The sequence below is a fragment of the Streptomyces sp. NPDC102514 genome (genome assembly GCF_055584525.1).
This window is the reverse complement of the sequence record NZ_JBVJLW010000011.1, coordinates 72404-88703: the sequence shown is the minus strand read 5'-3', so window position 1 is coordinate 88703 and position 16300 is coordinate 72404. Positions and strand designations below refer to the sequence as shown.

The 16300-nt window shown below is 70.5% G+C and carries 2 protein-coding genes and 1 pseudogene; 1 reads left to right on the top strand and 2 read right to left on the bottom strand.

From position 1 onward, the window contains the following. Positions 1-7 precede the first annotated feature (7 nt). Positions 8-10237 carry an SDR family NAD(P)-dependent oxidoreductase gene (locus ACZ60E_RS26560; protein ID WP_469443914.1) on the bottom strand — a complete coding sequence of 3410 codons (10230 nt, stop codon included), beginning with the start codon at positions 10235-10237 and terminating at the stop codon, positions 8-10. A 45-nt stretch (positions 10238-10282) separates the two neighbouring features. Beyond that, positions 10283-15109, bottom strand: a pseudogene (locus ACZ60E_RS26555) (type I polyketide synthase); the annotation flags it as partial. Positions 15110-15472: 363 nt separating this feature from the next. On the opposite strand from ACZ60E_RS26555, the gene ACZ60E_RS26550 reads away from it, so the two are divergent. Further along, positions 15473-16237, top strand: coding sequence for a thioesterase II family protein (locus ACZ60E_RS26550; protein WP_469443653.1), 765 nt, complete (start codon positions 15473-15475; stop codon positions 16235-16237). The last annotated feature ends 63 nt before the right edge of the window (positions 16238-16300 follow it).

Genomic DNA, 16300 nt, shown 5'->3' with positions numbered 1-16300 from the left:
GGTGTCCTCAGGCTTGTCGCGCGGCGTCGTCGAGCTCGGTGTCTTGCAGGGCCATGCTGATCAGGGCTTCGGTGTCCATCTCGTCGATCGAGTCCTGCTCCGGCTCGGGTTCGGCCGTGGTGGCGCGAGCGGCGCCCGCGAGTTCGAGCAGGGTGTCCATCAGCCCCGCGTCACGGAGCCGGGTGAGCGGGATCGTCCCGAGCAGGCGACGGATCCTCTCCTCGTGATCGCCCGCGCTGCCGTCTCCCTCGTCCGGTGCCACTTCGTCGACGAGGTGCTCGGCCAGGACCCGGGCGTTCGGGTAGTCGAAGATCAGAGTGGGTGGCAGCCGCAGGCCCGTGACGGAGTTCAGCGTGTTACGGAACTCCACCGCACCGAGCGAGTCGAACCCGAGGTCCTTGAAGGCCCGCTCGGACTCGACGGCCTCCGGTCCCGCGTGTCCCAGTACGGCCGCCGCGTGGGTACGTACGAGCGTCAGCAGTGCCTCGTGGCGTTCGTCCGCGGACAACCCGACCAGCTGGTGCCGCAGCGCCTCGGCGCCGCCCGCGTCGTGGTCCGACACCGCACGCCGGGTCGAGGCACCGCGTACCAGGCCGCGCAGCAGCGGCGGCAGCTCATTGGCCTCCAGTGTCCTGGCATCGAGGTTGACGGGGACCAGCACCGGCGCGGTCGACGCACCGGCCACGTCGAAGAGCCCGATGCCCTGGTCGGGGGTCAGGCCCACCATGCCGGCCCGGTTCAGCCGATCCCGGTCGCCCTCGACCAGCTCGCCGCCCATGCCTGCTTCGGTCGCCCACAGACCCCAGGCCAACGACTGCGCCGCCAGGCCCTGGGCCCGCCGGTGCGCGGCGAGCCCGTCGAGGAAGGCGTTGGCAGCCGCGTAGTTGCCCTGACCGGGCCCGCCCAGCACCCCCGCGACGGAGGAGAACATGACGAACGCCGACAGGTCCATCTCCCGCGTCAGCTCATGCAGATACCAGGCGGCGTCCGCCTTGGGACGCAACACCCGCTCCAGACGCTCCGGCGTCAACGAGCCGATCAACCCGTCGTCCAGCACACCCGCCGCATGCACGACACCACTCAGCGAGCGACCCTCCAACACACCCGCCAGCGCCTCACGATCCCCCACATCACACGCCGCCAGCTCCACCCGCGCACCCAGACCGGTCAGTTCCGCGGCCAACTCAGCGGCACCGGGCGCATCCGCACCCCGCCGGCTCACCAGCAGCAACCGCTCCACACCGTGCCGCGTCACCAGATGCCGGGCCACCAACCCACCCAACGCACCCGACGCACCCGTCACCAACACCGACCCACCGAACACCGACGACGGCACCGGCTCGGACCCAGTTCCCGTACTCGTACCTGTGCCCGTCACCGGTCGAAGGCGTGGCACGAGACACTTTCCGTCCCGGACCGCCACCTGCGGCTCCCCGGTCGCCAGAGCCAGCCCGACACCCGCCTCGATCTCCGCGGCATCAACACCACCCGGAAGATCCACCAGCACAACACGCCCCGGATCCTCCGACTGCGCACTGCGCGCCAGACCCCACACCGCAGCCCCGGTGAGATCAGTGACATCCTCACCCGCCACCGACACCGCACCCCGCGTCACCACCACCAGCGCGCCACTCTGCGACTGCAGCACCTCCAGCAGGGAACCCAACGCCGACAGCACACCCTCACCCTCGGCACGCCACACCTCCGCGTCGCCGACCACACCACCGCTGGAGGCAACCGGCGTCCACTCCACCCGATACAACGAATCGACCCGCGCCAGCGACTGCGCCGACAGCTCACGCAACATCAGAGAACCCACCGACACCACCGGCCGACCCGAACCGTCCGCCGCATCCAACCGCACCTGGTCCGACCCCGACGACACCACCCGCACCCGCAACGTGTCAGCGCCGGAAGCATGCAGCTCCACACCCGCCCACGAGAACGGCAACACCACACGATCCCCGTCCAACAACAACGGAATCGCATGCAGAGCCGAATCCAGCAGCGCAGGATGCAGACCGAACCGATCCACCGCCCCCGACAACGCCACCTCGGCAAACACCTCATCACCGAGCCGCCAAGCCGCCCTCAACCCCTGGAAGACCGGGCCGTACTGCACTCCGGCTTCGGCCAGACCCGTGTACAGATCCGTCACGTCCACGGGTACCGCTCCCGGCGGCGGCCACTGGGTCAGGTCCGCCGCCAGGGACTCGGTGCCTGCGGCGAGTGTTCCGGCCGCATGCCGCTCCCAGGCCGCGTACAACTCGTTCTCGGTACGGGCGTAGACCTCGACGGACCGGCGACCCGATCCGTCGTCGGCCCCGACGACCAGTTGAATGGCTGTCGCAGACCGCCGGTCCAGCACCAGTGGCGCCTCGATCGTCAGCTCCTCGACACGGCCACAGCCCACCTCGTCGCCCGCGCGAACCGCCAACTCCACATAGCCGGCACCGGGGAAGACGATCGCCTCCGCCACGACGTGATCGGCGAGCCACGGTTGTGAACCCACCGACAGACGACCCGACAGCACCACCTGGTCCGCGCCCGCGACCGTCACCACACCGTCGAGCAGTGGATGGCCCGACTCGTCCGGCCCGCGCCCCGACTCCACCCAGAACGACTGCCGCTGGAAGGGGTAGGTGGGCAGGTCGATGCGGTGGGCTCCGCGGCCGGCGAAGACCGCGGCCCAGTCGGGAGAGGCACCGCTGACATGCAGCTGGCCCACGGCCGACAGCAGCGTGACCGCTTCGGGACGGTCGCGACGGAGCGTGGCCGTGGCCACCACCGCGTCATCGACGCTCTGCTGCACCATCGTCGTCAGGACGGCGTCCGGCCCGATCTCCAGGAACCGGCTCACACCCTCCTCACGCAACCGGCCCACATCATCGGCGAACCGCACCGCCTCACGCACATGCCGCACCCAGAACTCAGCCGACCCCACATCCTTCACCAGCCGAATCCGCGCCTCACCAAACGACACCGACTCCGCAACCCGCCGAAACTCCGCCAGCATCGGCTCCATCAACGGCGAATGAAACGCATGCGACACCTTCAAACGAGACGACTTACGCTCCCCGAACCGCCCCACCACCGCCGACACCACAGCAGACACCGCAGCCTCAACACCAGAAACCACCACCGACGACGGCGTGTTGACGGCAGCGACCCCCACCTCGTCCGTGAGATACGGAGCAACCTCCTCCTCCGTCGCCTGCAAGGCCACCATCGCCCCACCCGACGGCAACCCCTGCATCAAACGACCCCGCGCCACAATCAACCGCGCCGCATCACCCAGACTCAGAACACCCGCGACATGCGCCGCCGCCACCTCACCAATCGAATGACCCACCAAGAAGTCCGGAGTCACCCCCCACGACACCACCAGACGGAACAACGCAACCTCAACAGCAAAAACCGCCGGCTGCGTGAACTCCGTACGATCCAGAGCCTCCCCCTCACCCCAGACCACCTCCTTCAACGGCAGCCCCACCGCCGCACACACCTCATCAAAGGCATCCGCGAACACCGGAAACACCTCATACAACTCCCGCCCCATACCCAGCCGCTGACTCCCCTGCCCAGTGAACAGAAACGCCAACTTGCCCTCGGTGACCGTGCCGACCAGCACGGACGGGGACGGCTTCCCGTCGGTCAGCGCGGTGAGGCCTTCGAGGAGGCTGGGACGGTCGTCCGCGACGATCACCGCTCGGTGTGCGAGAGCGGCGCGACCGGTCGCCAACGACAGACCCACGTCCACGGCACTCGCGTCCGGCTCGTCCCGCACGTGGACGAGGAGGCGCGCGGCCTGGTCGCGCAATGCTTCCGGGCCGTCGGCCGACAGAGGCCACGCGACAGGGCCCGTGACCGTCACGGCCGACGGCTCGTCGAGGGCGGGAGGTGCTTCTTCGATGATGACGTGGGCGTTGGTGCCGCTGATCCCGAAGGACGAGACCGCCGCGCGACGCGGACGACCTTCAGCCGGCCACTCGCGTGCCTCGGTCAGCAGCCGGACGTCACCCGCCTCCCAGTCCACCTGCGGCGTCGGCTCATCCACATGCAACGTTCGCGGCATCAGACCATGCCGCATCGCCTCGATCACCTTGATGATGCCCGCGACACCGGCCGCGGCCTGCGTGTGACCCATGTTCGACTTGATCGAACCGAGCCACAACGGCCGACCCTCAGGACGATCCTGACCGTACGTGGCCAACAGCGCCTGCGCCTCGATCGGATCACCCAGCGTCGTACCCGTGCCATGCCCTTCCACCACGTCCACATCGGCACCCGTCAGACCGGCGTTCGCCAGGGCCTGCCGGATCACTCGTCGCTGAGCGGGACCGTTGGGGGCGGTCAGACCGTTGCTGGCGCCGTCCTGGTTGGTCGCGGTACCGCGGACCACCGCGAGCACCGGATGACCATTGCGCCGGGCGTCCGACAACCGCTCGACCAGCAGCATGCCCACACCCTCGCCCCAGCCGGTGCCGTCGGCCGCAGACGCGTACGACTTGCACCGCCCGTCGGACGACAGTCCCCGCTGTTCGCTGAACTCGATGAAGTTCTCCGGCGTGGCCATCACCGTGATGCCGCTGGCGAGGGCGAGCGAGCATTCGCCCGACCGCAGCGCCTGGGCGGCCCAGTGCAGCGCGACCAGCGAGGAGGAGCACGCCGTGTCGATCGTCACCGCCGGGCCTTCGAGCCCGAGGACGTAGGACACCCGGCCGGAGGCGATGGCACCGGTGGCGCTGTTGTGGGAGTAGTCGTGATAGGTCATCCCGGTGAAGACACCGGTGGCACTGCCCTTCAGCGTCGTCGGGTCGATACCCGCACGCTCCAGTGCCTCCCAGGACGCCTCCAGCAGCAGCCGCTGCTGCGGGTCCATCATGAGCGCCTCGTTCGGCGCGATCCCGAAGAATCCGGGGTCGAACTGCGCCGCGTCGTGCAGGAATCCGCCCTGGTTGACGTAACTGGTCTGCGGCCGGGTGCCGGTGGGGTCGTAGAGCCGCTCCAGGTTCCAGCCCCGGTCGGTGGGGAAGCCCGAGACGACATCCGTCCCGTCGGCCACCAACCGCCACAGGTCCTCCGGCGAGGCCACTCCCCCCGGGTAACGGCACGCCATGCCGATGATGGCGATCGGGTCGTCGTCGGCCGACGTCACGGCTGCCGTGACGTGGTCCGCGTTCACGGTGCCCGAGATCTCGTCGAGCAGGTGGCGCGCGAGGACGGCGGGGGTGGGGTAGTCGAAGACGAGCGTGGCCGGAAGCTTCAGTCCCGTCGCGCCGCCGAGGCCGTTGCGCAGTTCCATGGCCGCCAGTGAGTCGACGCCCAGGTCGCGGAATGTACGGTCCGGGCCGACGGCTTCCGGTCCGGTGTAGCCGAGGTTCGTGGCGGCCTGCGCACGGACCAGGGTCAGCAGCATGTCGAGCCGCTGGCTCTCGGTGAGGCCCGCGAGCCGCTGGCGGATGCCGTCCGCGTCCGTGCGGGTCCGGGCCGTGCCACGCGTGACGACGGGGATCAGACCGCGCAGTACCTCCGGTATGGAACCACCGGCGCGAACCGCCGCGAGGTTCAGCTTGAGGGGGATCGCGGCAGCCTCGTCCGTTCGCGCAGCCGCGTCGAACAGCGCGAGTCCGTCGCGGTTGGACAGCGGGAGGATGCCGCCCCGTTCCATGCGGGACCGGTCGGCTTCGTTCAGGGTGCCGACCATGCCGGCCGCCTGGCTCCAGGGTCCCCAGGCGAGGGATTGGGCGGCCAGGCCCTGGGCCCGCCGGTGCGCGGCGAGCCCGTCGAGGAAGGCGTTGGCAGCCGCGTAGTTGCCCTGACCCGCGACGCCCAGGACGCCGGCTGCGGAGGAGAACATGACGAACGCCGACAGGTCCATCTCCCGCGTCAACTCATGCAGATACCAAGCCGCATCCGCCTTGGGACGCAGCACCCGCTCCAGCCGCTCCGGCGTCAACGAGCCGATCAACCCGTCATCCAGCACACCCGCCGCATGCACAACACCACTCAGCGAGCGACCCTCCAACACACCCGCCAGCGCCTCACGATCCCCCACATCACACGCCGCGAACTCAACCCGCGCACCCAGACCGGTCAGTTCCGCGGCCAACTCAGCGGCACCCGGCGCATCCGCACCCCGCCGGCTCACCAACAACAACCGCTCCACACCATGCCGCGCCACCAGATGCCGGGCCACCAGCCCACCCAACGCACCCGACGCACCCGTCACCAACACCGACCCACCGAACACCGACGACGGCACCGGCTCGGACCCAGTTCCCGTACTCGCCCTCGACATCCGGGTCAGCCGCGGCACATACGCCGCACCCCCACGCACCACGACCTGCGGCTCACCAACCGCCAAAGCCCGCGCCACCGCGACCCGCTCGCCATCGGGGCCCGCAGCGACAGCGAGGCCCGTACCGGCATCGGCATCGGCATCGGCATCGGCATCGACGTCGGTATCGGCAGCGGGCAGATCCAGCAGCACGAAGCGCCCCGGATCCTCCGACTGCGCACTACGTACCAGCCCCCACACCGCAGCACCCGGCAGTGAGGTGACGTCCTCACCCGCCACCGACACCGCACCCCGCGTCACCACCACCACGCGCGACACGGCCGACTGCAGAACCTCCAGAACCCGGGCAACAGCCGAAGCCACCCCCGAGCCACCGACCCGTAACACCTCCACGGAGGCATCCACGTCCATGGACGCGTCAAGGTCCGCCGGTGCGGGCACGGATCCGTTCGCCTCTGCCGGCGTCCAGTCGACGCGGAAGAGCGAGTCGGTGTGCGGAGTCCCCAGAGCCGAGACCGGACGCAGTGTCAGGGATTCCGCCGACGCGACGGGCTCGCCGGTCGCGTCGGCGACCGCCAGGGTGATCTCGGCATCGTGACGGCGGGTCACCCGGACGCGCAGCGCACTCGCGCCGGACGCGTGCAGTTCCACGCCTCGCCAGGCGGACGGCAGGAGAGCCGCGTCGTTCTCGGTGCCCCCGGTCAGCGCGAACGCGCGCAGCGCCGCGTCGAAGACTGCCGGGTGGAGCCCGAAGGCGCTTGAATCCACGTTCTCGGGCAGGCTGACCTCGGCGAACACTTCGTCACCGAGCCGCCAGGCGGCTGTCAGCCCCTGGAAGGCCGGGCCGTAGGAGAGGCCCGCCTCGTCGAGCCGGCCGTAGAAGCCGTCCAGGTCGACCGCCTCGGCACCGGACGGCGGCCACTGGGTCAGCGCGCTTCCGTCGGTCACGCTCGCGGCCAGCAGTCCTGTCGCATGCCGTGTCCACGGCGTGTCGATGGCGTTCTCGTCGCGCGCGTACACCGTCACGGAACGGCAGCCCGATCCGTCCGTGGCCCCGACCACGACCTGAACGGCGACACCACCGCGCTCCGGGAGGACCAGTGGTGTCCCGACGGCCAGTTCCTCGATACGGCCACAGCCCACCTCGTCCCCGGCGCGGACGGCCAGCTCGACGAAGCCTGTGCCCGGGAAGACGGCGACGTCGTCCACGACGTGGTCGGCGAGCCATGGCTGCGAGCCGACCGACAGTCGCCCGGTGAAGACCAGCTGGTCGGAGTCCGCCATCATGACCGTCGCGCCCAGCAAGGGGTGGCGTGCCGCTCCCAGCCCCATGGACGCCGGATCCGCGTTCGTCGTCTCGTCGATCAGCCAGAAGCGCCGCCGCTGGAACGGGTAGGTCGGCAGGTCCACCTGCCGGGCTCCGCGTCCGGCGAGCACTGCCTGCCAGTCCACGGGTACACCGGTCGCGTAGAGCCGTCCCACGGCCGACAGGAGCGTGACCGCCTCGGGACGGTCACGGCGCAGCGTGGCCGTGGCCACCACCGCGTCATCGACGCTCTGCTGCACCATCGCGGTGAGGACGGCGTCCGGTCCGATCTCCAGGAACCGGCTCACACCCTCCTCACGCAACCGGCTCACGTCATCGGCGAACCGCACCGCCTCACGCACATGCCGCACCCAGAACTCAGCCGACCCCACATCCTTCACCAGCCGAATCCGCGCCTCGCCATACGACACCGACTCCGCAACCCGCCGAAACTCCGCCAGCATCGGCTCCATCAACGGCGAATGAAACGCATGCGACACCTTCAAACGAGACGACTTACGCTCCCCGAACCGCCCCACCACCGCCGACACCACAGCAGACACCGCAGCCTCGGCACCAGAAACCACCACCGAGGAGGGCGTGTTGACGGCAGCGATCCCCACCTCGTCCGTGAGATACGGAGCAACCTCCTCCTCCGTCGCCTGAAGGGCCACCATCGCCCCACCCGACGGCAACCCCTGCATCAAACGACCCCGCGCCACGATCAGCCGCGCCGCATCACCCAGACTCAGAACACCCGCGACATGCGCCGCCGCCACCTCACCGATCGAGTGACCCACCAAGAAGTCCGGGGTCACCCCCCACGACACCACCAGACGGAACAACGCAACCTCAACAGCGAAAACCGCCGGCTGCGTGAACTCCGTACGATCCAGAGCCTCCCCCTCACCCCAGACCACCTCCTTCAACGGCAGCCCCACCGCCGCACACACCTCGTCAAAGGCATCCGCGAACACCGGAAACACCTCATACAACTCCCGCCCCATCCCCAGCCGCTGACTCCCCTGCCCAGTGAACAGAAACGCCAACTGTCCGTCCTGGACGACGTCGACGATGTTCTCGGACCCGACCAGCACCGCGCGGTGTTCGAAGGCCGACCGGCCGGTCGCCGTGGAGAACGCCACGTCCAGGTCGCTCTGCTCGACGGCGGTGACGCGCTCGATCTGGGCCTGCAGCGCTTCGCTCGTCCTGGCCGACAGCACGATGGGTGCGACCGGGAGCTCCCGGCGTTCCGCCGGCTCGGCGGCGGCCTCGACCGGCCTGGCCTCCTCCAGGATGATGTGGGCGTTCGTCCCGCTGGCGCCGAAGGACGAGACGGCGGCGCGGCGCGGTTCCTCGCGCGCCGGCCAGGGGCGGGCCTCGGTCAGCAGCCTGACGTTGCCGGCCGACCAGTCGACGTTCGGTGACGGCTCGTCGACGTGGAGCGTCCGGGGCATGAGGCCGTGCCGCATCGCCTGGACCATCTTGATGATGCCGGCGACGCCCGCGGCCGCCTGCGTGTGGCCGATGTTCGACTTCACGGAGCCCAGCCACAGCGGGCGGTCCTCGGGCCGCTCCTGCCCGTACGTGGCGAGCAGGGCCTGCGCCTCGATCGGATCACCCAGCGTCGTACCCGTGCCGTGGGCCTCCACCACGTCCACGTCGGCCACCGAGAGGCCCGCGCCGTCCAGCGCCTGCTGGATCACGCGGCGTTGGGAGGGTCCGTTGGGGGCGGTGAGGCCGTTGCTGGCGCCGTCCTGGTTGGTCGCCGTGCTCCGGACCAGCGCCAGCACCCGGTGGCCGTTGCGCCGGGCTTCCGAGAGGCGTTCCAGGACGAGCATGCCCACGCCCTCGCCCCAGCCGGTGCCGTCGGCCGCCGCGGCGAACGGCTTGCACCGGCCGTCCAGCGCCAGGCCGCGCTGCCTGCTGAACTCCACGAACGTGATCGGTGACGACATGACCGCCACCCCGCCGGCCAGCGCGAGGGAGCACTCACCCGACCGCAGCGCCTTGACGGCGAGGTCCAGTGCGACCAGGGAGGACGAGCAGGCGGTGTCGACCGTGACCGCGGGCCCCTCCAGGCCGAGGGTGTAGGCGACCCGGCCGGAAACGAGTGCGCCGGTCACCGCGCTGCTCGGATAGTCGTGGTACACCAGTCCGGCGTACACGCCCGTCGCGCTGCCCTTCAGGGACAGCGGATCGATGCCGGCGCGCTCCACCGCCTCCCAGGATGCCTCCAGCAGCAGTCGTTGCTGCGGGTCCATGACGGCTGCTTCGAGCGGGCTGATCCCGAAGAACTCCGGGTCGAAGTCACCCGCGTCGGGCAGGAAGCTGCCCCGGTTGACGTAGCTGGTGTTCTCGCCGGTCCCGTCCGGGTCGTACAGCCCGTCCAGGTCCCAGCCGCGATCGGTGGGGAACTCGCCCACCGTATCCCGGCCGTCGGCGACCAGGTCCCAGAGGCCTTCCGGCGAGGACGCGCCACCGGGGAAGCGGCATGCCATTCCCACGATCGCGATCGGCTCGCGTTCCCGGCCCTCCACCTCGCGCAGACGGCGCCGAGTCTGCTGCAACTCACCGGTGGCGAGCCGCAGATACTCGCGAAGCCGACCGTCGTTGGAGTCCTTCGACATCGTCATCAACCCATCCGTGAAGTTCACAAGCGGAGGCCGGGTCCGTCAGAGCAGGCCCAGTTCCTTGTTCAGCACCTCGAAGAGCTCCTCGTCCGATTCGGGCACGAGGTCGGCGACCGGCTCGTCCGTTCCGCTCCGGGCGTCCCTGGCCCGCCGCGACAGTGCCTCGAGCCGGGCGGTGACCTTGGCGTGCGCCTCGTCGTCCGACGCGAGTTCGGCCACGGCGGCCTCCAGCCGGGCCAGCTCGGCGAGCAGCGGTGCGGCTGCGGCCGCCTCGCCCGGCCGCAGCCCGTCGTACAGGAACTCGGCGATGGCCAGGCAGGTCGGATAGTCGTAGGCCAGGGTCGGAGGCAGTGACAGTCCGCTGTCGGCGTTGAGTCCGTTGCGCAGTTCGACGGCTCCCAGAGAGGTGAGGCCGAGTTCGTTCAGTGCGCGGTGCGGTTCCACGTCGTCGGCACCACCGTGTCCGAGGACCTGGGCGACATGGCCGCGTACCAGCCCCAACAGGAACTTCTTCCGGTCCGCGTCGTCCATCCCGGCGAGCCGTTCCCACGACGCCCTGCCGCCGGAGGTCCGGCGTGCCTGCACACGTACCAGCCCGCCGAAGACGGCGGAGAGCGTTCCCGACTCGGCCTGCGTGCGCATCGTCGCCAGGTCGAACCGGACCGGGAGCATCACCGGGGGCCGGCCGGACAGCAGCGCGGCGTCCAGCAGCGCCAGTCCCTCGTCCGGGGACAGCGGTGGCATTCCGGAGCGGCTCAGCCGCTGCAGTTCGGCGTCGTCCAGCCGGTCGGCCATGCCGCCGACCTCGGTCCAGGGGCCCCAGCCCAGGGTCAGCGCGGGCAGTCCCCGGGAGGCGCGGTGCCGGGCGAGGGCGTCCAGCCAGGCGTTCGCCGCGGCGTAGTTGCCCTGTCCGGTGCCGCCGAGTGTGCCGGCCACGGAGGAGAAGATCACGAACGCCGAGAGGTCGTGGTCTCGGGTGAGTTCGTGCAGGTGCCAGGCGGCGTCGACCTTCGGCCGCATGACGGCGTCCAGCCGTTCGGGGGTCAGCGCCGCGATCAGCGCGTCGTCCAGCACGCCGGCCGAGTGCACCACGGCCGTCAGGGGATGTTCGGACAGCAGCGCCGCCAGGGCGTCCCGGTCCGTGACGTCACAGGCCGCCACCTCGACCTCGGCGCCCGACTCGGCGAGTTCCGCGACCAGTTCGGCCGCGCCCGGTGTGTCCATGCCCCGCCGGCTGGTCAGCAGGAGGCGCTTCACGCCGTGCGCGGCGGCGAGGTGCCGGGCGGTCAGGGCGCCGAGTCCGTTCAGCCCGCCGGTGATCAGGACCGTGCCGTGCGAGCCCCACTCGGGGACTCCCCCGCCCGTCGCCGGGACGCGGGCCAGCCTCGCGACCCGGATCACCCCGTCGCGGACGGCGATCTCGGGCTCGTCGAGGCGCAGTGCCTCCTCGGGCAGTTCGGCGTCGGCGTCGAGGTCCAGCAGGACGAACCGGCCGGGGTGCTCGGATTCCGCGGCACGCACCAGGCCCCACACCGCCGCATGCCCGAGGTCGCTGCCGTCGACCGCACCACGGGTGACGACGACGAGTCTGGTGGACGCGGACTGCTCGTCGGTCAGCCACTGCTGGAGGTGGGCGAGTACCTGCCCCGTGAGCGCACGGAAGCCTTCCGGTGTCGCCTCGGCCGGCGGCGGGCACTCGTACAGGGAATGTGCGGGGGTCTCGGCGGCGGATGCCGGGGCGGGGACCCAGTCGAGGTGGAAGAGCGGCTCACGGCCACCGGAATGTGCGCGGGCCTCTTCGGTGGTGATCCGGCGGGTCTCGACCGAGTCCACCGACAGGACCGGATGTCCTTCGGCGTCCAGCCGCACGGACACGCCACGCCACGCGTGGGCCAGCGTCCGGCCGCCGTCGGACGAGAGGACGGCGGCCCGGGCGGCGGCGTCGAGCACCGCGGCGTACGTCTCGTCGTCGCGCGCCCAGACGGCCTGGGCGGTGTCGGCGGCCAGCGTGCCGGTGGCGTGTTTCACCCAGGGGTCATGGGCGTCGCGTCGCGCGTACACGCTGACGGTGCCTGCCTCGTCGGCGAGTACGCGCAGCGTCACGACGTCTTCGAGGTCGGCCAGGACCAACGGCACGTGGACGTCGAGTTCCTCGACGCGGCCGCGGTCCGTGCGCTCGGCGGCGAACAGGGCCAGTTCCAGGAACACTTCCCCGGGCACCACCAGCACGCCGAGTGCGTCGTGGTCGACGAGCCGGGGCTGGGTGGCCGGGGCGAGCCGGCCGGTGAACACGGTGCCGCCCCCGTCGGGGAGGGCGATGCCCGCACCCAGCAGGGGGTGCTCCACGGACTCCAGCCCGGCGGAGGCGAGACTCTTCTCCGTCGTGCGCCAGTAGCGCTTGTGCTGGAAGGGGTACGTCGGCAGGTCCACGCGCCGCGCTCCGCGTCCTTCGAACACGGCGTTCCAGTCGACCGGCACACCGGCGGCGAACAGCCGTCCGACTCCGGTGAACAGGCTCTCCGTGCTGGGACGGTCGCGGCGCTGCGTGGCGGCCATCGTGCCGTCGGCGCTCTGTCCGGCCATCGCCGTCAGCACGCTGTCCGGCCCGATCTCCAGGAACCGCGTGACGCCCCGGTCGTGCAGGTCACGGACGTCGTCGGCGAACCGCACCGTGTCCCGTACGTGCCGCAGCCAGTACTCCGCCGATCCCACGTCCTTGGTCAGGTGGATGACCGGCTCGTGGTACGTGACGCTCTCGGCGACCTTGCGGAAGTCCTCCAGCATCGGGTCCATCAGAGGCGAGTGGAACGCGTGCGACACCTTGAGCCGGCTCGTCCTGCGACCGATGAACAGGGCGACGACCGCGGACACCGCTTCCTCGGCACCCGAGATGACCACGGAGTCGGGCGTGTTGACGGCGGCGACGCCCACTCCTTCCGTGAGGAGCGGGGCGACCTCCTCCTCCGCCGCCTGGACCGCCACCATCGCCCCGCCGGGCGGCAGTTGCTGCATGAGCCGGCCCCGTGCCTCGATCAGCCGAGCCGCGTCCTCCAGAGTGAGCACACCGCCGACGTGGGCGGCGGCCAGCTCTCCGATGGAATGCCCGGCCAGCAGGTCCGGCCTGATGCCCCACGACTCCACGAGCCGGAAGAGGGCCACCTCAAGGGCGAAGATCGCGGGCTGGGTGAACTCGGTCCGGCCGAGGGCCTCTTCGTCGTGCCACATCACCTCACGCACGTCGAGCAGGGCACAGACCTCGTCGAACGCCGCGGCGAACACCGGGAACGTCTCGTACAGTTCCCGGCCCATACCGACCCACTGACTGCCCTGTCCGGTGAACAGGAAGGCCAGCTTGCCCTCGGTGACCGAGCCGATCACGGTCTCGGAACCGACCCGTACCGCACGGTGTTCCAGAGCGGCCCGGCCCGTCGCGGCCGAGTACGCCACGTCCAGCGCGTCCGCGTCGACGGCGGCCATCCGGTCGAGCTGGGCCTGAAGCGCCGCGGGCGTCCTCGCCGAGAGCACCAGGGGAACGACGGGCAACTCCCGGCGCTCCACGGGTTCTTCCTCGACCGCGGGCGCCTCCTCGATGATGACGTGGGCGTTGGTGCCGCTGATCCCGAAGGACGACACACCCGCACGCCGGGGTCGCTCACCCGGCGGCCACTGCCGCGCCTCGGTCAGCAGCCGGACGTCGCCCGCCTCCCAGTCCACCTGCGGAGTCGGCTCGGCCACGTGCAGCGTGCGGGGCATCGTGTCGTGGCGCAGGGCCTGCACCATCTTGATGATGCCCGCCACGCCGGCCGCGGCCTGGGTGTGCCCCATGTTCGACTTGATGGACCCCAGCCACAGCGACTCGGTCCGCCCCTGCCCGTAGGTCGCCAGCAGGGCCTGTGCCTCGATCGGGTCGCCCAGGGTCGTACCGGTGCCATGTGCCTCGATGACGTCCACGTCGGCCGCCGACAGGCCCGCGTTGGTCAGGGCCTGGTTGATCACGCGCTGCTGGGCGGGGCCGTTGGGTGCGGTGAGGCCGTTGCTCGCGCCGTCCTGGTTGACCGCCGTGCCGCGGACGACCGCGAGTACGGGGTGGCCGTTGCGGCGGGCGTCGGACAGCCGCTCCAGCAGCAGCATTCCGGCCCCCTCGGAGCACCCGATGCCATTGGCGGAGACGTCGAAGGACTTGCAGCGGCCGTCCGCCGCCATGCCTCGCTGTTCGCTGAAGTAGACGAACATCTCGGGGGTCGACATCACCGTCACCCCACCGGCGAGCGCGAGGGAGCTGTCCCCCGAACGCAGTGACTGGATCGCCATGTGCAGGGCGACCAGCGACGAGGAGCAGGCGGTGTCGAGGGTCACCGCGGGACCTTCCAGTCCCAGCGTGTAGGCGACCCGGCCCGAGACGAGGCTGCCGCCGTTGCTGCCGCCCGCGTAGTCGTGGTACATCACGCCGGCGAACACACCGGTGGGGCTGCCCTTCAGCGTGGTGGGGTCGATACCCGCGCGCTCCAGAACCTCCCACGACACCTCCAGCAGCAGGCGCTGCTGGGCGTCGATCTCGGCGGCCTCGCGCGGGCTGATCCCGAAGAGTTCGGCATCGAAGTCGCCCGCGTCGTACAGGAATCCGCCTTCGCGGGCCGCCGACTTCCCGGGCTTGCCCGGTTCGGGGTCGTACAGGTCGTCGACGTCCCAGCCGCGGTCGACGGGGAAGTCCGACACCGCGTCGACCCCCTTGTCCACCAGGTCCCACAGACCCTCGGGCGAGGTCACGCCTCCCGGGTAGCGGCACGCCATCGCGACGACGGCGATGGGTTCGCGATCACGGTGCTCGATCTCCGCGATGCGTCTGCGAGCTGCGCGCAAGTCCGTGGTCGCGCGTTTGAGGTAGTCAAGTAGCTTCTCCTGGTCTCCCACAAAGCCACCCCTGGTCGAAAGGCGTCGATCACCTCGACGCGCGCTTGCCGGGAACGCTACGCAGGGTGATGAGGGGCCCCAACCCCTGATCCCCCCTATCGTGTCCGGCCGTCCCGGAAGGACCCGGACCCCTGTTTCCGCACCGCACCGAACTCGGTCGTCGACCGCCCCGTCAGGGGTCCTTCGCAGGTGACCGACCCTCGCGGCCCCTAACAACCCGGTTGTTAGGGGCGTCTAAGGGCTTCCGTGCGTGCTGGGCGGCGTGAAGACTGGACAGGCCTGAGGCGGAGGCTTCAGTCGGCCCGATCCAAGGATTGATTGATGTCTGTCACTTCCCCTTACAGCGCCTCGAAGTGGATCCGCGATTTCCATCCGTCGGACCGGACGGTCCCGCGGATGGTCTGCTTCCCGCACGCGGGCGGCGCGGCGAACTACTACTTCCCCGTCTCGCGAGCGCTCTCCGGGAAGGTCGAGGTCCTCGCCGTCCAGTACCCGGGGCGTCAGGACCGGCACACGGAACCGCCCGTCACCGACATCCACGCCCTCGCCGCGCACGCCTTCCGTGAACTCCCGCGGGAGGGCCTCGACCGGACCTGGCTGTTCGGCCACAGCATGGGCGCCTCGATCGCCTTCGAGGTGGCGCGGCTGATGGAGGGGGAACTGGGCGTGTCCCCGGCCGGGCTCATCGTCTCCGGCCGGCGTGCACCGTCCCGGTTCCGCGGTGAGACGGTCCACCTGGAGGACGACGAGGCGCTGATCGCCTCCGTCAAGGCGCTCGACGGCACCGACCCGGCCGTCTTCGCCGATCCCGAGATCCGCAGCCTGGTCCTGCCGACCCTGCGGGCCGACTACCGGGCCATCGAGACCTACCGGCCGGCCGGCACCGCGCGTGTGGCGTGCCAGGTCCATGCCTTCGTGGGGGACGAGGATCCGCTGACCACGGTGGAGGAGGCGGACTGCTGGCGTGCCCACACCGAAGGCACGTTCGCCCTGCGCGTCTTCCGCGGCAATCACTTCTATCTGACGCCGCGCGCGAACGAGGTCATCGCCGAGATCTCCCGGCTGATTCTGCCCGCGGAGGGGTGAGCGCGTGCGGTGCCGTGGCGCGGGTGTGTGTCCGCTGCGGCGTGAGCGCGCCTCCGGTGCCAC

Coding starts and splice junctions, on each gene's coding strand:
- ACZ60E_RS26560 (WP_469443914.1), bottom strand. CDS start 10,237: ATGTCGAAGGACTCCAACGACGGTCGGCTTCGCGAGTATCTGCGGCTC.
- ACZ60E_RS26550 (WP_469443653.1), top strand. CDS start 15,473: ATGTCTGTCACTTCCCCTTACAGCGCCTCGAAGTGGATCCGCGATTTC.